The sequence below is a fragment of the Bacillus sp. FSL W7-1582 genome, from assembly GCF_038593325.1.
Taxonomy (GTDB): Bacteria; Bacillota; Bacilli; order Bacillales; family Bacillaceae; genus Bacillus; species Bacillus altitudinis.
Genome location: NZ_CP151987.1, coordinates 535,310 through 556,363, shown reverse-complemented (window position 1 = coordinate 556,363; position 21,054 = coordinate 535,310). Strand labels below are relative to the sequence as shown.

Here is a 21,054-nt window from a genome sequence, read left to right as displayed (position 1 = left end):
CTCCCTCTCTCCTTTCTTTAGTTCAAGATCTTGTCATGACTCCTGCCAATCATCTCTAATACGGTGTTCACAACTTTATCAGGTGTTGGCAAATATATATCTTCAAGAGGTGGTGAAAATGGCACCGGTGTATGAGGAGCCGTCACTTTTTTGATTGGTGCGTCCAGTAAATCAAATCCTTTATCTGCAATCAAAGAAGAGATATCTGCGGCAATTCCGCACCTTGGATTTGCTTCATCGACAATGACAAGTCGATTTGTTTTTTCTACTGAAGTCAGAATGGCCTCCTCATCGAGCGGCGACAAGCTTCTTGGATCAATCACTTCCGCTTCAATACCTTGAGCAGACAATTGCTCTGCCGCTTCGAGTGCTGTATGCACTTGTTTGCCCACCGCAAAGATGGTTACATCAGAACCTTCCCTCTTCACATCTGCTTGACCAAGCGGCAATGTGTAATACCTCTCCGGCACATCTCCTGTGATATTGTAAAGCGTCTTGTCTTCAAAAAAGATGACAGGGTCCTGATCCTCGATGGCTGCCAGCAGCAGCCCTTTGGCATCATATGGTGAAGAAGGTACAACTACTTTCAAACCAGGGATGCTTGTAAATAGCGCATACAAACTTTGTGAATGCTGGGCAGCTGCTCTAAAACCCGCCCCATGTGTCGTTCTAATCGTGATAGGCACCTCTGCTTTTCCACCAAACATGTATCGAAATTTTGCGCCTTGATTCAGCACTTGGTCCAAACAAGTACCGATAAAATCATTAAACATAAGCTCCGCAATTGGTCTTAATCCTGTTGAAGCAGCTGCCATGGCCGCACCTATATAGCCAGCTTCACTAATCGGTGTATCAAGGACACGTTCACGCCCAAATTCCTGAACAATCCCTTTTGTTACACCAAGAACACCGCCCCATGCTTCATCATCCTGTAAGTGATCTACATGAGCACCTCCCGCAACATCTTCCCCCATTAAAATGACATCTTCGTCTCTTCTCATTGCCAGTTTAATCGCTTCATTCAAAGCACTAGACATGCTGATTTCTCTTGTCATTTCCCTCTCTCCTTTCAGATTTATTGATACGAAACATACACATCAGTTAGCAATTCAGTATGATCTGGATATTCACTTTCTTCACTAAATCTCACGGCTTCCTCTATCGCTTCTGCTACAGACGCTTCAATACTTGATATTTCTTGATCTGTTAGCAGCTGCTGCTTTAATAATTCATTTTTAAAAAGAGTGATGGCATCTTTCTCTTCTTGATGTTCGGTTTTTTCTTGATTGGTTTTGTAGCGCTGAGCGTCTCCTTCAAAATGACCATAATTTCGATATGTCATGCATTCAATCAATGTCGGACCTTCTCCATTTTTTGCTCGTTCTATCGCTTGTTCTGCTGCTTGATAAACGGCTGTCACATCTTTTCCGTCTACTTGAATCCCAGGAATGTCATAACCGGCCGCTCGATCCACAATTGATTTGCAGCTTGAAGCATACGAAAATGGCGTCGCTTCCCCGTACCCATTGTTTTCTGCGATGAAAATGACTGGCAGTTTCCAGATGGCGGCGAGATTGATTCCTTCGTGAAAAGTCCCTTGATTGTTAGCACCATCCCCAAAAAAGCAAACGCTTACATTATCTTTCTTTTTATATTTAGCCGTGAGTGCTGCCCCGCACGCAAGTGGAAAGCCGCCTCCAACAATTCCGTTGGCACCAAGCATTCCTTTATCAAAATCTGCAATGTGCATAGATCCACCTTTACCTTTACAAAGACCTGTGGCTTTTCCATAGATTTCTGCCATCATTCCTTTTAGATCACAGCCCTTGGCGATACAATGACCGTGGCCGCGGTGTGTACTTGTAATACTGTCTTGTTCATTCAGATGAGCACAGACTCCTACAGCTACAGCTTCTTCACCAGCATAAAGATGGACAAAACCTGGCAAGATCCCTTTTGTAAAAAGCATGTGTACTTGATCTTCAAATTGGCGAATTTCCTGCATTTTTTGATACATCCAAACGGCTTTTTCTTTTGTAAGTGCCTTTTCCATGATAAAACCTCCTATCTTTTTTGCTTGCACTTCTATACAAGCAAAAAGCGTGCCAACATCATGGCGCTTGAAAGCTTAGGATTTGAGCGATTCCCATCGATCAAAAAAGAGACAAAATGAGACTCGCGTCTCTATTTGTCTCAATATGTCTACTTCATCTCACAAAAAAAAGCATCCCATAAAGGAATGCATATCACTCTGAACCGATTGTACGCTGCCATTTTAATTTTCCTTTGCAGACGCCGCACACATAACGAGAGGTATCAACTCGCCTTTTCCTCATAAAATACTGACCGCATCCTGTGCAAACATATTCTTGTCGCTTCTGTCCACGTCGTTTATTTTGTACGGTCTTTAGCGCTGTACAAAAACGCGGGGCTCCTACTTGTTTTAATAACTCTTTAAAGGAACGGTCACGATGCTGATAGCCTTTTCCCTCAAGATGCAGATGATAATGACACAGCTCATGCTTGATGATCCCGATTAATTCTTCTCGTCCATGTTCTTCTAGGTATCGGCGGTTCAATTCGATATTGTGTGTTCCAAGTAAATATCGCCCGCCTGTCGTTTTAAGACGTGGATTAAAAACAGCCTGATGGCGAAACGCCTTACCAAAGAACTGCTCTGAAATGTCTTCTGTTAACTGCTGTAACTCTCTTTCGTTCAATCAAGATCGTTCCTTTCTATAAAAACCTCGAACGGGACAATTTCCCCTTTGCATACATTGAAGGTACACCCACTGTTTTGATCAAAGGAGGAATGGGCGATGCCCAACTGGCTGAAAAATCAGATGCAGAAAGCATTTTATGAGAAAAATCATTATCAAATCAAATTACTCAATCAATGCTGGTACTTCTATAGAAAAAAACATTCAGTCACATCAAGGCACACCCCATCCTAAGGTGCGCCTCGTTTTTTGTTTACTCTGGTTTTAGCATCGATAGAGCGACCCGGCCTTTTGCCTGGTCAACGGAGTCTACCCATACGGTCACAATGTCACCAACTGATACCACGTCGAGCGGATGTTTCACAAATCGATTGCTTAGCTTGGAAATGTGGACAAGTCCATCCTGCTTGACGCCAATATCAACGAATGCGCCGAAGTCTACGACGTTCCTCACCGTTCCTTGTAGCTCCATCCCTTGCTTCAAGTCTTCTAATTTCAATACATCTGTTTTTAAAAGCGGCTTTGGTACTTCATCGCGCGGATCACGCTCAGGTCTTGTGAGCTGATCAATGATATCTTGAAGAGTGATTGAGCCAATTTCAAGCTGTTCTGCTGCTTCGTCCAGCTTCACCCCTGCAATTTTCTCTTTTAACTGTTCTGTTCCAAGATCGTCTGGCGTCATCTTAATCATGCGTAAGAACTGTTTTGTTTCTTTATAGCTTTCAGGGTGAATACCCGTGCGGTCAAGTGGATCTTGTCCATCTGTGATGCGCAGGAAGCCGATACACTGCTCATAAGTCTTTGCACCAAGCCTTGGGATATCCTTCAGCTCTTTTCTGCTTGTGAATCTCCCAATCTCTTCGCGACGCTTGACAATGTTCCCTGCGACGGCTTTTGAAAGACCTGACACATATTGCAGCAGTGCTTGTGAAGCTGTATTAACGTTCACACCGACTTGGTTGACGACCGTCTCCACCACGAAGGTTAACGAGCTGTTTAATTGCTTTTGACTCACATCGTGCTGGTATTGTCCCACACCGACAGATTTTGGATCTATTTTGACAAGCTCTGCTAATGGGTCCTGCAACCTTCTGGCGATGGAAATGGCACTTCTTTCTTCCACTTGCAAGTCTGGAAACTCTTCTCTTGCCAGCGCAGATGCAGAGTATACACTTGCCCCTGCTTCATTCACGATCAAATATGAAACTGGCTGGTCCAGCTCTTGGATCAAGTCTGCGATGAATTGTTCGGTCTCTCTTGAGGCTGTTCCGTTTCCGATCGCAATGACTTCAATGTTGGATGATTGAATGATTTCTTTCACTTTTTGTTTGGCTTCCGCTTTTTTCTGTACAGGCGGATGCGGATAAATGACGCCAATATGATGGACTTTTCCTGTATCATCCACGACGGCTAATTTACAGCCTGTACGAAACGCAGGGTCCACCCCAAGTACACGTTTCCCTTTCATCGGCGGTTGAAGCAGGAGCTTTCTTAAGTTTTCAGCGAAAATATGAATGGCTTGTTCCTCTGCTTTTTCTGTCAGCTCTTTTCGTATTTCTCGTTCGATTGATGGCTGAATCAGGCGTTTATATGCATCATCAATGGCCGCTTCAATGTAAGGTCTCGCCGTCGTTTGCTTGCCTTTTAAGACTTGTTTATCGAGGTAGAAACGAATATTTTCAGCAGGTGGTTCGATGGCTGCTTTCAAAATCCCTTCTTTCTCGCCTCGGTTGACCGCAAGTACACGATGAGGCACAATTTTTTTAATCGGCTCTTGATAGTCGTAATACATTTCATAGACGTTTTTCTCGTCGTTTTCAACGTCTTTTCCTGATGTGACAAGACTTCCCTTTTGGTACGTCTCACTGCGAATCCATTTCCGCATATCAGGATCATCCGCAAGCTGTTCAGCAATGATGTGCTGGGCGCCCTCTAGTGCTTCTTCTGCGGTTGTGACTTCTTTTTCTTCATTAATAAAAGCCGATGCTTTCTTTTTGATCTCATCGTTTGGCAGCTGCAGTAAATACTCCGCCAGCGGCTCAAGTCCTTTTGCTTTGGCTACATTTGCCTTTGTTTTACGCTTTTGTTTAAATGGTCGATATAAATCTTCGACCTCTTGCAGCTTATGCGCCTGTTCGATCTTCTGTTTTAATTCATCTGTTAATTTGTCTTGTTCAGCGATTAAGCGAATCACTTCTTCTTTTCGATTCGTCACATTTTGGATATATGTATAGCGTTCCGAAATGGTTTGAATTTGCACCTCGTCTAGCGAGCCTGTCTGTTCTTTCCGGTAACGTGCAATAAACGGGACGGTATTGCCATCCTCTAATAGCTGGATCACACTTCCAATTTGTTTTGTTGAAAGCTTTAATTCTGTCGCAATTTGTTTCAATAAAAAGTCAGATGTCTTCATACTTTGCATCCTCTCACTGTGTCTTCTCTTTTAGTGTATCAAAAAAACCGGCAAAACAGAAAAAAGGTCAGCTATTTCATGTAAGCTGACCAAGTACATAGGTGAGATCGTCTTTCTTGTCTTGTGTGTATGTTTCAAGTTGTTTGGCGATGTCTGCAACTGAATGGCTATGCTTTAAACACATTCGCATGTTTGGCACATTCAGTCCGTCGGAATACATAATGAATGTCGATCCTTTTTCGTAGGAATAGGTGTATGTTTTGTATTTTCTAGGTTTACCTGATAGATATCCTGATGTCGGAAGTGGATAAATATAGTCGCCAGAAGGTGCATTCAAGATAAATCGAATATTGCCAACCGAACAATAGGTAAACTGCTGCTGGGAAAAATTCACCTTTAATATGGCTACAGTGGCCCCACGTTTATTTTTCATGGCCTGATTGCATCTATCAATGAGGGTTGTTACATCCTCATGTCCATATTCTTCGACAATTTCGCTGACTAAAGAAGATGATTCATTGGCGAACTGGCCGCTGCCTAATCCGTCTGCTACAGCACAAATTAGTTCTTCATCATCTGCTTTAATAAAAAAACTGTCCCCGCAGCATGATTTTCCTTCTTTGTTCGATTGATAGATAATGGCGTTTACATGCTCATGCTGTTCGATCTGCTTCATTACCCTAGCTCCATAGACGCATCTTCTGACAATGCATCTCGTAGCTTTTTAACTGCCTTCCGCTGCAGCCTTGATACATGCATTTGAGATATGCCGAGTAAATCGCCTGTTTCTTTCTGGCTTTTATTTTGCAAATACGTGAGATTGATAATTTCTTTTTCTCTATCTGTCAGAACGTGAAGCACACTTTCAAGCATCATTTTTTGGTTTACACGTTCGTACCCTTCTTCTTGTGAGCCGACGACGTCTAAAATCGTCACAGTGCTTCCTTCAGAATCAGCCTCTACGCCTTGGTCAACAGACAGCGCTTGATAGCTTTTGCCCATCTCCATTGTTTCAAGAACTTCTTCTTCTGTTACATCTAGATATTCTGCGATTTCTTGTACTTTAGGTGACTTTTGCGTTTCCGTTGTCAGGTGATCAACTGCCATCTTGATTCTTGGTCCAAGCTCTTTAATTCGTCTTGGTACATGGACACTCCATGTTTTATCACGTAAAAAGCGTTTGATTTCCCCGATAATGGTTGGAATGGCAAATGCCTCAAATGATTTACCGACAAGTGGATCATAACGCTTAATTGCGCCGAGTAGACCAATCATTCCAACTTGTCTTAAATCCTCATGAAAGCTTTTTCCTTTGGAGTATTTCTTCGCGAGCATATCCACAAGATTTGTATAACACTCAACTAGTGTTAGCTGCGCCTGCTCGTCATGGTTGGATTGATAGCTTTGAATGAGGCGATCCACTTCATCTTTAGTTAGTTTCATAGTTTTGGATGGTTGTGTCATGGTCAACTCGCTCCCTGTTTAAAAACTTTGTCATCGCCACGGTAACTCCGGAGTTTGCTTGCACCTCGACTTCATCCATCAATGTTTGCATTAAGTATAAACCAAGACCTCCTTCTGCCAATTGATCCACCGTATGAGCAGATGTGTACGGCCCTAGGTCTTCCTGCTTTTGCTTAAAGTCAAAGCTACCGCCTTTATCAGCGACAATGATTTCTAGACGATCTTCATAGACAAGAAAGCGAACCGCTACCTCTCCATCTTCGCCATCTGCACCTTTATAGGCATGCTGAACTGCATTAGTACATGCCTCACTGACGGCAATTTTCAAGTCCTCAATCTCTTCGTAGGCATAGCCCATTCGGCTTGCAACGCCTGAAAGAGTCAGACGAATGATGCCTACGTATTCTGGTTTCGCCGGTATTTTCATCTCGATTAGATCTACTGATTCGTTCATTGTACCCCACCCTCTGACTTTGCAGAAATGTCAATGATGTCCTTTAGTCCAGTGATTTCAAACAATCTGACAAGCCGATCCGACAAGTTCTCAAGCTTTAATGATCCTCCTGCTTTTTGAGCCGCTTTGAACAGCCCAACAAACACACCTAAACCTGTACTATCCATGTAAGTAACATCTTTCAGACAAATGTCAAGATGCTCTCCTTTCTCTGCTTTGGGCATAAGGGTTTCTCTCAGCTCAGGAGCAGAGTACACATCGATTTCTCCGCTGACACTAATTTTCGTCTTATGATCTATTTGATGCTCTTTTACAGACATATTCATTATGCATTCACCTCGAAATTCTTGTTTCCTAAAGTTTTATATACCCGCATATTCACTTTCTAAACCTTTCTTTTAAGGACAAGTAAAGTAAAGTCATCGTGAAGCTGAAAATCTTGTAATTTGAGTAAGCTTGCATAGATAGCGTCGACCATTTCCTGTGCTGAATAGGAAAGATGCTCTGCTATGAGCGCTTTGATATCTTCGCGCTCTAAGAAGCCGTCCTCTGACTTGGATTCGGTGACCCCATCTGAAAATAAGATCACCATATCTCCTACGTCCAAATGCTGCTCATACTCCCTGTAATCAAAGTCTGGTGCGATTCCAAGGACAAGACCTTTTGCATCTAAATCGTAAAATTGATTCTCTTTTTTGCAATAGAAAAAGCCCGGCTCATGTCCAGCCGATGCGTACTTAAATTCATGTGTTTCTTTATTATAGCTGCCATAAAACATGGTGATAAACATGCTTGGGTCTACGTTTTGCTCGACCACACGATTAAGGGTTTTGAGCACTTTCGTTGGACCGCTGCCTGACTCTGGCAAGGAATCCATCGCATACTTAATCATCGACATACAGAGCGCAGCTGGAATGCCTTTCCCAATGACGTCTGCAATCGCGATATTGATTGTATCGTGATCTGTTACGAAATGGTAATAATCCCCACTCATCTGTTTTGCCGGCACACTGATGGCTCCGATATCAAATGTGTCTCCTTCTGGAATTTTCGTTTCCAGAAGGGTTTGCTGAACATTTGCAGCAATTTCAATTTCCGACTTAATTTCTTGCTGGATGCCTCTTAGTGTTAAATGCTCCTGGTAGGCAAGTCCGTATCCAATCATGACTTCAATTAAGAAGTCTAGTGAATGAAAGACATCTTCCGGCAAATCAGGGTAAAGCTCCTGAATCACTTTTCGGTGAACACTCACTATTTCTTCAGGAGGTATTTGATGCTCAATGGTTTTACGGCTAAATTTTTGAGCTTGATAAAGCGATGTTTCAGTTAAATCACTGATATAACGACTGAGCAGCTGATGATACCGCTGCTCCATTACCTCCTTAAAATCCATGGTTTCCCTCCTAGCGAAGCCACTTGACAGCTTGTATCTCAGTTCCTTGTTCTGGTGCGGAATCTAATTTAAATTCATCCATCAGTCTTCTGACGCCCGGCAAGCCTGCTCCGAGTCCGCCTGATGTAGAAAATCCGTCTTCCATTACTTTACGTATATCCATAATGCCAGGACCCTCATCGGCTGCGATGACTTTGAGTCCACGCTTTCCGCGCTCCATTACTTCTTCTATACAAATCTGACCTTTACCAGCGTATAAATAGATGTTACGAGCTAATTCTGAAATGGCCGTCGTAATTCTTGCTTGGTCAACTGTTCCAAAACCAAGTTCTTTTGCAACATTGCGCCCCAATTGTCTTGCTGCGACTATGTCCCATTCCGTCAATATTTTTACACAGGATTGGTCTTTCATATCTATTCCCCCAATTCCCGCTTCAGTGTCTCAAGCCCTTGTTCAAGATCTAGTGCTGTCTGAATTTCTTCCAGTGAAATGCCAAGTTCAATAAGCGTCACAGCGACTGCCGGTTGTATTCCTGTTAATACAACTTTTGCCCCCATGAGCTTGGACATGGTGATCACATCACCTAATACCTTGGCGATAAATGAATCAATCATATCGACGGATGTTAAGTCAATGACCACACCGTTTGCTCCTGTTTCATGAATTTTATTCAGCAAGTCTTCTTGAAAGTGAAGAGCTGTTTGATCATCAAGCTCCCACTGTATTGAAATCAGAAGACAATTATATAATTTTAAGATTGGAATCTTCGGGTGATTTCTCAATTGGTTATCCCTCCAATGAAACAATTTTTCGATTTGTCATTTCCAAAGCAGTTTGAATTCCTTTTTGAAGGGTATTCTTTGTTGTAACCTGAGATAAATCAATTCCAAGGTTAACGATCGTTTGGGCTATTTCTGGGCGAATACCGACAAGTAAACACTTCGCTCCTACTAATCTCACAGCCTCTGACGCTTGAATGATATGGTGGGCCACCATTGTGTCCACGACAGGTACACCCGTGATATCAATCAAGACGACCTGTGAGCGATGTTTGACGACACCATTAAGCAGGTTCTCCATAATTTTTTTCGCACGATCTGTATCAATTGTTCCAACAAGTGGCATGACGGTGATGTGCTCAAATACAGGGATTAGCGGGGCAGAAAGTTCCTGCAGCGCAATTTTTTGAAGGCTGACGGTTTTTTCCCATGAGATGGAATACTGGTTTAAGATCTCATTATGGATGGGTGTGATGAATCGATCGATTTGCCAGATGAGGTCATGACTTTCTTGTGTTGTATCTTTGTCATCGTTCATTTTTTCATATAAATGTGTACGGATTTCTGTTAGACCGTTTGCCAGTAACTTAAGTGATATACCCATTTGAACAATTTTTAAAGCAAAATTTTGCACTTTTTCTTCAAAATCCTCATGATCCCCCTCTGAAAGAGATGTAATGATGAGTTGAACATATTCCGAACAGATGGTTTCATACATTTTGTCGTTCAGCATCATGTCCGTTTCTTTTTCTCCGAGTCGTTTTAAAATGTCCGTCCACTCTTTTTCTAATTCCTTTTGGTGCTTTCTTGCAAAAGCTAACACGATATGATTCGACATGTTTTACCCCCTACTTACATTTAAAGCTCTTCTCTAGTCTTTCTTCATTATAACGTTAAAAAAAATTGAACACAAAAAAAGTTGCTCCCAGTAGAGCAACCAAGTATCACCATATTAAAAATCAATAAGAGCCAAACTAACTTGTAAGGCTTCATCAACCTTCTCCATCATCTCATCATCAAGATGTGTGATTTTATCTGTCAATCTTTGTTTATCGATCGTACGAATCTGTTCCAAAAGAATGACAGAATCTCGTTCAAAGCCGTAGCGCTTTGCATTAATTTCGACGTGAGTCGGTAATTTCGCTTTTTGTATTTGGGCTGTTATGGCTGCAACGATAGCAGTCGGGCTGAAGCGATTTCCAATGTCATTTTGAATCACCAATACCGGGCGAACCCCGCCCTGCTCGGAGCCAACAACAGGAGATAAATCAGCAAAGTAAACATCACCGCGTTTAACAATCAAATGTTTAACCCCCGCTGACTAATCGCTCAACTGTATTCTCAGCCTCAAATTCTGCGTATTGTGCCTCTGAAGAGATATTCAGATTAATTTTCGCCATCTCCATGTAGCCGCGTCTCATCGATTCACGATTTTGTCGAATATTACGTTCACGAATATACGTTTTTGTCGCTCGGTAGATCAATTCATTTCTTGTTACCTTATCCTGCTCTGCTACTCGTTCGATCTCAGACATTAAAGCCTCCGGCAGTCGAATCTTCATTTCATTTGTTGCGCTGGATTCAGACAAAAAACATACACCTCCACAAAACTTACGGATACCGTTTCGATCCATTCCAAGACTAATCATACCATTATTCAATGCACAAGCAAAGCTGTTTTTTCATGATTTCTTATTAGAACATGAAGCGGCTCGCCACCCGTAAATCAAGATGATAATGGAGTTCCTCTTTCCCATTATACGCTTTTTTCCGAAAATCATACGGTATTTCCAAAATCTCTAAAAAAGGGAGAATGTTTATGATGCCTTTGTAGAATAAAAGAGAACGATGTCAGTTTGAACATCGTTCCCGTGGATGCTGTTTATAAAAAGCTTGGCCCGCCTTGAAGCAGCGGATTACGTACATGAACCCTTTCGCCGTCCTCTATATAGACTCTTGGGACGCGGTAGCCAACAGAACAAGTGATTTCGTAGTTAATGGTTTCAAGCCGTTTGGCTATTTCATCGACAGATATCCTGTCTTCGCCTTGTGTGCCGATGAGCACGACTGGCTCCCCTGCCGGAATATCCTTTTTCAAATCAACCATGAATTGATCCATACACACCCGTCCAGCAATCTTTCGGCGTTTTCCGCCAACGAGCACTTCTGTTCCGGCAAGCTTCCTGATCCAGCCGTCTGCATACCCGATTGGAATCGTACCAATCCATGTATCTTGATTCGCTGTATAAGTTGCACCATAGCTCACGCTCTCACCCTTTTGAATGGGCTTTACATGTGCAAGTTTTGTATGAAGAGATAATGCTTCTTCCAGTTGAAACGGCAATTCATCTTTGATTTCTTCCGACGGCGACAGCCCGTACATACTGATGCCAAAACGAACCATATTGAATAAAGTGTCTTTAAACCTTAGACCTGCTGCACTGTTGGCGCAATGAATGAGCAGTTTGTCCGTATGAAGCGGTTGAAGCAATGTTTTAAACGTATCAACCTGCATACCGAAGTAGTTTTCATCTTTTTCATCCGCTGTGGCAAAGTGAGTAAATACGCCTTCCAGCTGTAAAAAAGAATGATCGTGGACAAGCTCTTTTACTTCGCTCACCTGCTCGATTGTTTTCACACCTAACCGATTCATGCCGCTGTCGATTTTCAAGTGGAAACGAATGGGTTGTCCCATCTGCCCTTTCATCACTTTGACGACTTCTCTCAGCCAATCGATCGAGTAAGCGGTCATGATAACGTTGTATCTAACGGCGACTTTGACATACTCTGACGGTACTGCGCCGAGCACAAGAATCGGGGCTTTGATGCCTTTATTTCTTAAAGAAATGGCCTCATCTAAAAAGGCGACGGCTAATACGTCTGCTCCTGCTTTGAGAGCAGCTCTTGTCACTTCTATATCTCCATGTCCATATGCATTGGCTTTCACCACAGCCATTAGTTGAACATTTTGACCGATATGATCTTTCATATGTGAAACATTATGCTTAATTGCTGATAAATTAATTTCTGCCCATGTGTCTCTATAAAAGGCGTTTGTGTCCATCCGTCACACTTCCCTATTGAATGATTCAATCCCCTCATATGATACTAAAAATCAGGAATAAAGTGAAACAAATCAAAGAAGATCAGCCCTTGTATAGGGCTGATCTTTCATTTCTAAGGCTCTCGCCTGAGGTATTTATTTAGCTGACTGGCCCTCTACACTCTTTGCAACCATCAAGAGCTCTTCCTTCGATAAATCACTTGAAGAAATCAAGTAGTCAACTCCATCAGATGTCCAAGAAAGAGATTTGTCTGTCAGAACACCCACTGTCATGCCAAGATCGACTGGCTCGCCATTCATCGTCACAGGCGTAGACGCTTCTGCTACCCGCGCTTTTTCCTGAATGAGCGTGAAGGATTTCTTTCCGCCATACGTCATCACATACCGCTTTCCAGCATCTGTTGTCATTTCTTTCTCTTCCATTTTCTTCACGCCCTCTGGCATATCCACAGGCGTTTTCACAGCAAAGCTGTCAGATGGATCTGCGCTTGTGGCAACATCCATTTGAGAAAGTGTCATATTTTTCTTCTCATCAAAGGCGTCTTTGTCAAAGGATTTGTTGAATTCAAAGTGAGAGAATTCTACTTTCACCATTGGCTTTTTATCGCTATCCAGTACTTTCACACTAGCAGGCGCCATTGTTTTTTTATGAAAGGTAATCTCTTGGGTCGGCAGCATTTGGTTGTGCTGATAGTTGGTTTTTGTTTCAAAAACGTACTTCGACTCTTTTGCTTTGAACTGAGCTGCACTGTCATTTTTAATGTCTTTCACAAGTGATTCAAATAAATACACCTGACTGCTGTTGTTCGGCCAATCACTATGGAAGCGGAAGCTTTTGTTTAATGAAGGTGTCAGCACAAATACACCATTGCCATTTCTTAAAATGACTTGACTCTGATCCTTCTTCGGATTTTCTAAATAGACACGGTAAAGCTCCGGCTTCTTGTACCAAATTTCCACATGGTATTCCTGCGGATCATTTCCTGTCTCAATGGTCATTTTTGCTTTGGCTTTGTATGATGTCATTTCCTCTGCCTTTTTGTTTAAATCTCCAACGATATCTTGTTGAGATTTTTGACCGCATGCGGAGAGAATCAATACAAAAAGGATCCCCGTTACAAGCAAAACAAAGCTTTTTCTCACCCTTTTCAACCCCTTCGTTAATTGTGTTAAAAGGAAGAAACCGCTTGTTTGACTTTAACAGTACGCCTCAAGAGTTAACTGCGTACCGCGAACCATCAAAGCCTGTTAGCAACTCGCCCTTCCTTATCGCACTACCCAATATATGAAGGGGGGACAAACAATATGCAGACTAGCTTGACAACCTTTCAATTAAAACTTGTGCTGCAGCATATTCTTTTGTGTGTGTAATGGATACATGAACGTAGTCTTCTTTTGTTTTCTCACTTTTGATGAGGGGTTTTCCGTTCGCATCTTTTTGTATCTCGATGTCGTGAAAGCTTATATACTGACCAATTCCCGTACCGTATGCTTTTGCGAATGCTTCTTTCGCCGCAAAACGCCCTGCCAGAAACTCCAGCTGTCTCTTTTCACTTAGTGTGTGAAAGACTTCCTGTTCACGTAAAGTCAAAATTCGTTCTGGTAAACGGGGCTGCCTGCTAAGAACTCGTGACAGCCGGCCGATCTCTACAATATCCATACCGATTCCTTTAATCATGAGGTACCTCCTATGATACTCGTACTAATTTGGATGTTCGCTTCATAAACGTGTTACTATAAACTTACCATTATCTAGTCAAAAGGGGTTTGTTATGTTTATTCGAACGGAGAGCTTTCAACAATTTATTAGATCGTATCCAATCGTAACAGCGATCCTTGCTTTGCAAATCGGCCTATGGCTTTTATTTGCGATCCCTATTCCAATGATCCAGCTTGGGCAGGACCATCTCGTTGGTTTTAATTATGGTGTTGCAGCAGGAGAATGGTGGCGGCTTTTAACGCCTATTTTTCTTCACGGAAGTCTGACACATATTCTGTTCAATTCCATGTCGCTCTTCCTATTCGCTCCAGCACTTGAGTATTTGCTTGGAAAGGTTCGATTTCTTGTGATTTATCTGGGTGCTGGATTCATTGGCAATCTCGGAACCTATTGGGTGGAGCCTTTAGAGTACGTACATGTCGGGGCTTCTGGTGCGATATTTGGTTTATTTGGCGTCTATCTTTATCTTGTCCTATTTAAACCGCATATGATGGACCGTGGTAATTCTCAGGTGATCTTAACGATTCTCGGCGTCTCTGTTATTATGACGTTCGTCAACTCGAACATCAACATCATGGCCCACTTATTTGGATTGATAGGCGGCATGATCCTAGCACCGATCACTCTATTCTTCCATTCAAAAAAACGACGCTATTAAGCTCATAAAAAATGTCGATCACTCCGTTTAACGGGAGCTGATCGACATTTTTTGTTTAAGTTGATTGATTCGTTTCATAGGAATACCAATCGCATACACGTTCAGCATCTTCCTCTTCAAGGTGATGCACACCAAAGGAATCAAGCAAGGCAGAGGACTTCACAAAGGTGTGAATACTTGCCACCCGCCCTTTCTTTTGAAAATAGGATTGGGTCATCGTATAGTTTTGCATTCGTTTTCTTAAAACAATTCCGGTGGTCTTGCCGATACCTCTTGTCGTTAATTGAATTAGTTGATCTTTGATCACATATCCTGATTGTTTATAGGCTAAATACCCAAAGAACAAGGCAAATGGTAATGGAATCAGCGCCAAATACCCCCATGGTGGAAAACGTACAGAAAGGATTATACCTACAAGTAATGGAACAAATCCGTAAGATATCAGATAACGTTTCAGTGAACGCTTCGGCACTTTTTTCAAATCACTTTCTGGTGCCAGCAGATATTGATCTGTAAATTGCGTTAACAATTCATTGATTTTTTTCTTCCGTATGAGTGGAAAAAAGACAGAAGAGGTCTCTTTTTCTGTAATGGAACCTCCTGCGCTGACAAGCATGACCGTCGCAAAACCAAATGGTTCACGCAGAATATTTTCTTTGATTTTCACTGCTTGAATTCTCGCAAGCGGAATGGTCATTTGATGCCTTTCGATGAGTCCTCTTGTGATGATGATGTCTTTCCCTTTTCGTTTTGCGGTAAAATTCGCATATTGAAGGGCTGTTACCCCAACACTAAGAATCCAAGCAATCAATACGGCAATAAATATGAGAATCGCATAAATCTCAACACTCGCATGACTTAAAAAAGAAAACCGTTTGAGGAATCCGTCCAAAGGCAGAATTTCATCTATTTGTGTGTAAATGGCGAGACACCCAGAAATAATGACGCCGATTCCGCTTGAAGTGGTCGCAGCCAAAAGCAACTCAGGTATACCCATTCGGTAGGAAACACTGATTTCTTTTTCTACAGGCTGTTGCGCTGTCAGAGGATCAGGGAGATCTAAATTTTCGTCATTCATTTCTTCTTGTTGCAAGCTTTTCTTCCGGTTGAAAATCGATTGCTTTAATTGTTCAGCTTCTGCTTTTGTAATGGCCGTCAGGCTCACTTCAGGTCCATCCGTCCCGCCTGCCGTTTCGATTTGCACCCGAACCAAACCGAAAATACGCTGGAAGATGCCTTCACTTGTATTCACCGTTTGAATTCGTTCTAACGAGATATACTTTTTCTTTTTGGTGATGACACCTGATTCTACTCGAAATTCATCGTCTTCCATTCGGTAGGTGAATCGTCTCCATGCTAAAACGGTTGAAACAGCTTTCCATAAAAGAAGCACCCCAAGAATAATGAACGCATAAAAACGAATACTTGAATTCGAGTTCACAAAAATAAGCACGAAAAAAGGGATAATGAAGTTTTTGATCATGGATACGGCATCTGATATAAAATCAATGAACATCGAGATTGGATGTACACGTTTTGGTTCAGACATCATCTTCCGTCACCCTTGCTAATCGAGATATGTAATCGCGAAGCTCATCTGCCTCTTCTAATTCCAGTGCCGGAATATCATGCACTGTCGCAGCCGTAGAAATTTGAACAGATGCCAACCGGTAGCGCCTTAAAAGCGGCCCTTGAGATGTATCCACATGCTGAACACGTACCATTGGCACAATGACACGTGTGACACGAATCAATCCGTGCTGTATTTCAATTTCGTTCTCAAATACTTCATAGCGCCAGATGTGATGGCGGATTTTCGGTATGAGCCAGATTCCGAAGATGACCTGTAAAATCCACAAACCGATGAGGATGGCTCCAATCCAATATGGCCATTGAAAATAATAACTAGCTACAAATACCCCAATGATGATGAATAAGAAAATCAATGAGATAATTCCATTTTGAAGACGCCATACTTTTAATCCATTTAAGCTGATTTGACGTTGCGGCTGTTTTCTCACATTCTTCCCCCATTCTCTTACTTTTCTATCAATATATTACGAAAGAAAGCCTAAAAAGTTTCATTAGGACTGTTAAAAAAAGCGAACCCTGCAAAGGATTCGCTTTTGAATTAGTTGTTATAAGATTTCTTTTGACGACGATCGTTAGAAGAACGATTGCGGTCATTTGAAGAACGCTTTTTATCACCGTAAGATGAACGGCTTTTTCCGCGATAGCCGCCACCACCGCCGCCGTCTCTGCGTTTAGAAGAGCTGCGGTTGTTACGATTGCGTTTTGAAATCATTGGTGCTTCATCTGTCAAACGAACAGGCGTTGCATCCGGCTCTTTTGTCATCATTTTGATGGCAGCCGCAACCACTGTAACAGAATCATGATCTTCTAACAATTCAGCAGCTGCTGTCATGTAGAAGTTCAAGTTGTTTTCACTAATGATTGTGCGTAGACGGTCAACTGTGACTTGTTGTTGTCCTTCAATTGCCTCGTCTAGAGTTGGTTCTTTCATACGATCCATTTTACGCTTAGTCGTTTGCTCAATCGCACGAAGCATATCTTTTTCACGTGGTGTGATGAATGTCATCGCCATACCTGTACGTCCAGCACGGCCTGTACGTCCAATACGGTGTACATAGCTTTCTGGATCTTGTGGTACGTCGAAGTTATACACATGTGTAACACCTGAGATATCAAGTCCACGTGCTGCAACGTCTGTTGCGACAAGCACATCGATTGAACCTTCTTTAAATTTACGAAGCGCAACCATACGTTTCGCCTGAGTCAAGTCACCATGAATTCCTTCAGCTGTATAACCTCTAAGGTTTAATGCTTCAGTCAATTCGTCAACGCGGCGCTTTGTACGGCCGAAAACAATTGAAAGCTCTGGTGATTGAATGTCAAGAAGACGAGTCAATGTATCGAACTTCTTACGCTCGTGAATATCCAAGTAGAACTGCTGGATGTTAGATACAGTCATTTCTTTCGCTTTTACTTTTACATGTTCTGGGTTTGTCATGAAACGCTCTGCAATACGCTTAATTGGTGCAGGCATTGTCGCAGAGAATAAAAGTGTTTGGTGTTCACTTGGTACATTTGAAAGGATCGCTTCAATGTCTTCGATGAAACCCATGTTGAGCATTTCGTCTGCTTCATCAAGCACGACTGTTTCAACATTTTGAAGACGCATTGTGCGACGATTAATGTGATCAAGTAAACGTCCTGGAGTTCCTACAATGATATGAGGATTTTTCTTGAGCGAACGGATTTGACGGCCGATATCTTGTCCACCGTAAATTGGAAGTACGCGCGCACGCTTGTCTTGGCCGATTTTGTATAGCTCTTCAGATACTTGAATCGCTAATTCTCTTGTTGGCGCAATGATGATCGCTTGGATGTTAGGAGACGCTGGATCGATTTTTTCTACAAGAGGAATACCAAATGCTGCAGTTTTTCCTGTTCCTGTTTGTGCTTGTCCGATGACATCTTTATTCTGAAGACCGAGAGGAATCGTTTCTGCTTGAATCGGTGTTGCTTCTTCAAATCCCATGCGGTTAATAGCTTTCATGAGACTTTCGCTTAATTGAAAATCTTGAAACGTTATAGTCAATTTATTCAAACTCCTTCTAATTGCTGTTTCAGTAATCTCGTGAATGATCATTAAAAACTGCCCTTTGTATGAAAGGACAGGTCCATTATATACAAAGCCCGAATTACCCTACCTTATATCTTACCATTACACTATTTGTTTTTCAACAAGACAGAAATGGATATATCTACTGCTCGACAATGACTGATTCACCTTCACTTTGATCTCCGTCCATCCATTTCCACTTTTCAAACAGTTGGATTTTCCCGTTATCCAGCTGCTTAGGGGTGGAATGACATGAACCGCTTCTCATGCTGCCATCCTTACTTACATGATGATATCTAAAATGAAGTGCTCCGTCTTTATTCACAGTTCCTACAAGTACGCCAGATTGAATACTGCCGCCTTGATATGTGCCCGTTAAAATATTCCCGTCCTGACGATATTGAAATATGGTTCCTTCCGATACTTCCCCATTGCTCGAATTAGACTGCGGGACAAAGGTTTTTCCGTCATATTGAAACAACCGAATCGACCACCTTTTCTTACCTATTGTAACATAGGCCTGTCACTCATTCGACAAAAATGATGCAAATTTTAACAAGTGGGATTCAATTTATATTAGTTTAGCCACATTTTAGCTTTTCTATAGATTAAATTGTTTTTTTAGAAATTGTTCGACTTTCTCAAACAATTGCTGTGCACAAGGCTCATGACAAACGTGATGTTTACAATCCGGTAAATAGAACATTTCTTTCTGACGGGACGGGATTTTATGATAAATGAATTCTGCACTAGAAGCGGGGACGATCCCATCGCTTTCACCTTGAACGATCAAGACAGGTAGATGAAGCTTTTCAAGAGAACCTTTCGTTTGCTTCACCAATTTCATAAATTCTACAGCAGCTGATAGCGGTGTACTCTTCAGCTTATGACGATATCGATCATACAATGGGTTCGTATCAATCAAACCAGACAAGGATTCCTTCACCATCTGCCTTGTGTCTTGAATCATTTGTTTTGGGTTAACATATTTAGCAGCAGCACTTAACAGAACAAGACGGGCCACTGGATACTTCGCTGCTAAATATGAGGCAATCATCCCGCCCATAGAAAAGCCGACCAAATAAATGGTGTCACATGTTCGGTAAAGGGATAAGAGTTCTAATTCAGCGGTGGCAATCCACTCCTGATAGAGAATGCCTTTGAGCTGAAGTTCCTCCCCATGCCCCGGAAGCGTGACAGATTGTACCGTCCAATCTGTCGTCTGCTTTAAATATTCCGCAAGCGGCTCTACTTCATACGGGGCACCAGTAAAACCGTGTATACATAGACAGCCAATCACCCTGTCACCTTCTTTGCCGATCTGATTTATAGTGCAGTAATCACGTCTTCCAATCTCATGCCACGGGAAGCTTTGACCAGAACGACATCGTCAGGTCCTGCCACATCCGCTAGTTTTTTCTTCAGTTCTTCTTTGTCCATATAAGAAGATACACGGTCGTCTCCAAATGCTTTCTTTGCTCCTTCAGCAATGAATGCGCCAAGACGGCCAAACGTTAAAACATGATCAATAAACTCAGGCTTGATGTACTCCCCTACTTCAAAATGATAGGTTTCTTCTTCACTGCCCATCTCCAGCATATCTCCGAGAACGAGTATGCGGTTAGCAAAGCCATCCATATCTCCTACAAGATCAATCGCTGCCTTCATCGACGTAGGACTCGCATTATACGCATCGTTGATAACCGTGATGCCCTTATCTGTTTTAAACAGTTCTAAACGCATGCCTGTCAATTTCGTTTGCATTAGCCCTTGGGCAATTTGCCTTTCATTCAGACCGAAATGCTGGCCGATTGCAATAGCTGCAAGAGCATTCTTTACATTGTGTTTCCCTAATACAGGAATGAGAAACCCTTGAGCATATCCCTCCACTTGAAATTCAGTGCCTTCAGCGAGTTGGTGGATGTGAATCACCTTGATATCACAGTCCTCTGATTCCCCAAATGTTTTCACGCTACGTGCAAGGGCATTTGCTCTTTGGCGGAGTAAAGGCTCGTCTCCTAAATAATAAAAAGTCCCATCCTCTTTTAACCCTTTTGTGATCTCACATTTTGCATCTGCAATGGCTTCTCTTGATCCTAGATCCTGCATATGAGATTCTCCAATATTGGTGATGACAGCTGCATCAGGTTCAGCGAGATTAGATAAAAATTCGATTTCTCCTTTTGCACTCATGCCCATCTCTAATACAGCAATCTCTGTTTTTTCTGGCATTGCAAGGATGGTCAGTGGAAGTCCAATATGATTATTAAAGTTGCCATCTGTTTTATGGACTCTGTATGTCGTTTGTAGGACAGAATGGATCATGTCTTTCGTCGTTGTTTTGCCATTACTTCCAGTAATACCGACAACTCGAGGGTTTTCCTCTTTTAAGTATGATTTCGCAAGCTGTTGGAGTGCTGTCAGAGTATCCTCTACAAGAATGACAGGTACACCGGATGGTGGGATCGCTTCTGTTTCATTCCAAAGAACCGCTGCCGCTCCAAGCTCCACTGCTTTTGAAGCAAAAGTGTGACCGTTAAAATGTTCCCCGATAAGCGGGATAAATAGTGCGCCTTTTGATACTTTTCGTGTATCTGTTGTCACTCCGTGTATCTGTTCTTCGCCAAAAGCTTCATTCGATAATGTGCCACCAGCCATTTGGGCGACTTGTTTCACTGTACGTTTGATCATGTTTTTTCGCCTCTCTTTCTCATTTCACGTTTGAAGGAAAAGAGACACTAC

The 21,054-nt window shown here is 42.2% G+C and carries 25 protein-coding genes; 2 read left to right on the top strand and 23 right to left on the bottom strand.

Annotated elements, in window-relative coordinates; translation table 11 throughout:
• Window positions 1–17: 17 nt before the first annotated feature.
• The 3 genes from NSQ11_RS02725 to NSQ11_RS02715 all read right to left on the bottom strand — a co-directional run bounded on the left by NSQ11_RS02725 (window position 18) and on the right by NSQ11_RS02715 (window position 2,720).
• Complete coding sequence (locus NSQ11_RS02725) at window positions 18–1,055, bottom strand: alpha-ketoacid dehydrogenase subunit beta (protein ID WP_048001247.1); 1,038 nt, start codon at window positions 1,053–1,055, stop codon at window positions 18–20.
• A gap of 20 nt (window positions 1,056–1,075) precedes the next feature.
• Entirely contained in the window at window positions 1,076–2,053 is a 978-nt protein-coding gene (locus tag NSQ11_RS02720; protein ID WP_048001248.1) for a thiamine pyrophosphate-dependent dehydrogenase E1 component subunit alpha, read from the bottom strand.
• Between the two features lie 193 nt (window positions 2,054–2,246).
• Window positions 2,247–2,720 (bottom strand): SprT family protein, encoded by a 474-nt coding sequence (locus tag NSQ11_RS02715; protein WP_048001249.1) that lies wholly within the window; start codon window positions 2,718–2,720, stop codon window positions 2,247–2,249.
• Between the two features lie 99 nt (window positions 2,721–2,819).
• Here NSQ11_RS02715 and cmpA point away from each other — a divergent pair, with 99 nt between their 5' ends.
• On the top strand, window positions 2,820–2,954 hold the full coding sequence (gene cmpA, locus NSQ11_RS02710) for a cortex morphogenetic protein CmpA (protein WP_008346893.1): 135 nt from the start codon (window positions 2,820–2,822) through the stop codon (window positions 2,952–2,954).
• A gap of 19 nt (window positions 2,955–2,973) precedes the next feature.
• Here the strand turns inward: cmpA and NSQ11_RS02705 are convergent, their stop codons facing one another.
• The 14 genes from NSQ11_RS02705 to acpS all read right to left on the bottom strand — a co-directional run bounded on the left by NSQ11_RS02705 (window position 2,974) and on the right by acpS (window position 13,966).
• Window positions 2,974–5,133: a Tex family protein gene (locus NSQ11_RS02705; RefSeq protein ID WP_342501251.1), complete on the bottom strand. Its 2,160-nt coding sequence runs from the start codon at window positions 5,131–5,133 to the stop codon at window positions 2,974–2,976.
• Window positions 5,134–5,209: 76 nt separating this feature from the next.
• Entirely contained in the window at window positions 5,210–5,809 is a 600-nt protein-coding gene (locus NSQ11_RS02700) for a PP2C family serine/threonine-protein phosphatase (protein ID WP_008346897.1), read from the bottom strand.
• Window positions 5,809–6,597, bottom strand: a complete 789-nt coding sequence (gene sigB / locus NSQ11_RS02695; RefSeq protein WP_025206796.1) for an RNA polymerase sigma factor SigB — start codon at window positions 6,595–6,597, stop codon at window positions 5,809–5,811. Before sigB ends, NSQ11_RS02700 begins: the two co-directional genes overlap by 1 nt.
• Entirely contained in the window at window positions 6,563–7,051 is a 489-nt protein-coding gene (rsbW, locus tag NSQ11_RS02690; protein ID WP_007496471.1) for an anti-sigma B factor RsbW, read from the bottom strand. Before rsbW ends, sigB begins: the two co-directional genes overlap by 35 nt.
• Window positions 7,048–7,377, bottom strand: a complete 330-nt coding sequence (locus NSQ11_RS02685; protein WP_008346902.1) for an anti-sigma factor antagonist — start codon at window positions 7,375–7,377, stop codon at window positions 7,048–7,050. Before NSQ11_RS02685 ends, rsbW begins: the two co-directional genes overlap by 4 nt.
• Window positions 7,378–7,436: 59 nt before the next feature.
• Window positions 7,437–8,444 (bottom strand): PP2C family protein-serine/threonine phosphatase, encoded by a 1,008-nt coding sequence (locus tag NSQ11_RS02680; protein WP_008346904.1) that lies wholly within the window; start codon window positions 8,442–8,444, stop codon window positions 7,437–7,439.
• A gap of 10 nt (window positions 8,445–8,454) precedes the next feature.
• Window positions 8,455–8,856: an anti-sigma regulatory factor gene (locus NSQ11_RS02675; RefSeq protein WP_003214085.1), complete on the bottom strand. Its 402-nt coding sequence runs from the start codon at window positions 8,854–8,856 to the stop codon at window positions 8,455–8,457.
• Between the two features lie 2 nt (window positions 8,857–8,858).
• Window positions 8,859–9,227, bottom strand: coding sequence for an RsbT antagonist protein RsbS (gene rsbS, locus NSQ11_RS02670; protein ID WP_003214235.1), 369 nt, complete (start codon window positions 9,225–9,227; stop codon window positions 8,859–8,861).
• Between the two features lie 4 nt (window positions 9,228–9,231).
• Window positions 9,232–10,062 (bottom strand): RsbT co-antagonist protein RsbRA, encoded by an 831-nt coding sequence (locus NSQ11_RS02665; RefSeq protein WP_007496484.1) that lies wholly within the window; start codon window positions 10,060–10,062, stop codon window positions 9,232–9,234.
• 114 nt (window positions 10,063–10,176) lie between these two features.
• The gene (ndoA, locus tag NSQ11_RS02660; protein ID WP_003214169.1) at window positions 10,177–10,527 is read right to left on the bottom strand and encodes a type II toxin-antitoxin system endoribonuclease NdoA; all 351 of its coding nucleotides are present in this window, start codon (window positions 10,525–10,527) and stop codon (window positions 10,177–10,179) included.
• 4 nt (window positions 10,528–10,531) lie between these two features.
• Window positions 10,532–10,813 carry a hypothetical protein gene (locus NSQ11_RS02655; protein WP_003214273.1) on the bottom strand — a complete coding sequence of 94 codons (282 nt, stop codon included), beginning with the start codon at window positions 10,811–10,813 and terminating at the stop codon, window positions 10,532–10,534.
• Window positions 10,814–11,106: 293 nt separating this feature from the next.
• Window positions 11,107–12,288 carry an alanine racemase gene (alr, locus tag NSQ11_RS02650; protein ID WP_342501250.1) on the bottom strand — a complete coding sequence of 394 codons (1,182 nt, stop codon included), beginning with the start codon at window positions 12,286–12,288 and terminating at the stop codon, window positions 11,107–11,109.
• A gap of 135 nt (window positions 12,289–12,423) precedes the next feature.
• Window positions 12,424–13,440 carry an outer membrane lipoprotein-sorting protein gene (locus NSQ11_RS02645; RefSeq protein WP_007496489.1) on the bottom strand — a complete coding sequence of 339 codons (1,017 nt, stop codon included), beginning with the start codon at window positions 13,438–13,440 and terminating at the stop codon, window positions 12,424–12,426.
• A gap of 160 nt (window positions 13,441–13,600) precedes the next feature.
• A complete protein-coding gene (gene acpS, locus NSQ11_RS02640) occupies window positions 13,601–13,966 on the bottom strand; it encodes a holo-ACP synthase (RefSeq protein ID WP_017358398.1) in 366 nt (121 codons plus the stop codon).
• A gap of 94 nt (window positions 13,967–14,060) precedes the next feature.
• On the opposite strand from acpS, the gene NSQ11_RS02635 reads away from it, so the two are divergent.
• The gene (locus NSQ11_RS02635) at window positions 14,061–14,666 is read left to right on the top strand and encodes a rhomboid family intramembrane serine protease (RefSeq protein ID WP_007496491.1); all 606 of its coding nucleotides are present in this window, start codon (window positions 14,061–14,063) and stop codon (window positions 14,664–14,666) included.
• A 55-nt stretch (window positions 14,667–14,721) separates the two neighbouring features.
• Here NSQ11_RS02635 and NSQ11_RS02630 read toward each other — a convergent pair whose 3' ends face one another.
• From NSQ11_RS02630 to murF, 6 genes are all read right to left on the bottom strand, one after another.
• Window positions 14,722–16,218, bottom strand: coding sequence for a PH domain-containing protein (locus NSQ11_RS02630; protein ID WP_342501249.1), 1,497 nt, complete (start codon window positions 16,216–16,218; stop codon window positions 14,722–14,724).
• A complete protein-coding gene (locus NSQ11_RS02625) occupies window positions 16,208–16,687 on the bottom strand; it encodes a PH domain-containing protein (protein WP_008346922.1) in 480 nt (159 codons plus the stop codon). Before NSQ11_RS02625 ends, NSQ11_RS02630 begins: the two co-directional genes overlap by 11 nt.
• Before the next feature lie 110 nt (window positions 16,688–16,797).
• Window positions 16,798–18,288 carry a DEAD/DEAH box helicase gene (locus NSQ11_RS02620; RefSeq protein ID WP_017358400.1) on the bottom strand — a complete coding sequence of 497 codons (1,491 nt, stop codon included), beginning with the start codon at window positions 18,286–18,288 and terminating at the stop codon, window positions 16,798–16,800.
• Between the two features lie 166 nt (window positions 18,289–18,454).
• Window positions 18,455–18,793, bottom strand: a complete 339-nt coding sequence (locus tag NSQ11_RS02615) for a hypothetical protein (protein WP_017366661.1) — start codon at window positions 18,791–18,793, stop codon at window positions 18,455–18,457.
• A 120-nt stretch (window positions 18,794–18,913) separates the two neighbouring features.
• A complete protein-coding gene (locus NSQ11_RS02610; protein ID WP_017366660.1) occupies window positions 18,914–19,612 on the bottom strand; it encodes an alpha/beta fold hydrolase in 699 nt (232 codons plus the stop codon).
• A gap of 26 nt (window positions 19,613–19,638) precedes the next feature.
• Complete coding sequence (murF, locus tag NSQ11_RS02605) at window positions 19,639–21,003, bottom strand: UDP-N-acetylmuramoyl-tripeptide--D-alanyl-D-alanine ligase (RefSeq protein ID WP_342501248.1); 1,365 nt, start codon at window positions 21,001–21,003, stop codon at window positions 19,639–19,641.
• Window positions 21,004–21,054 lie beyond the last annotated feature (51 nt).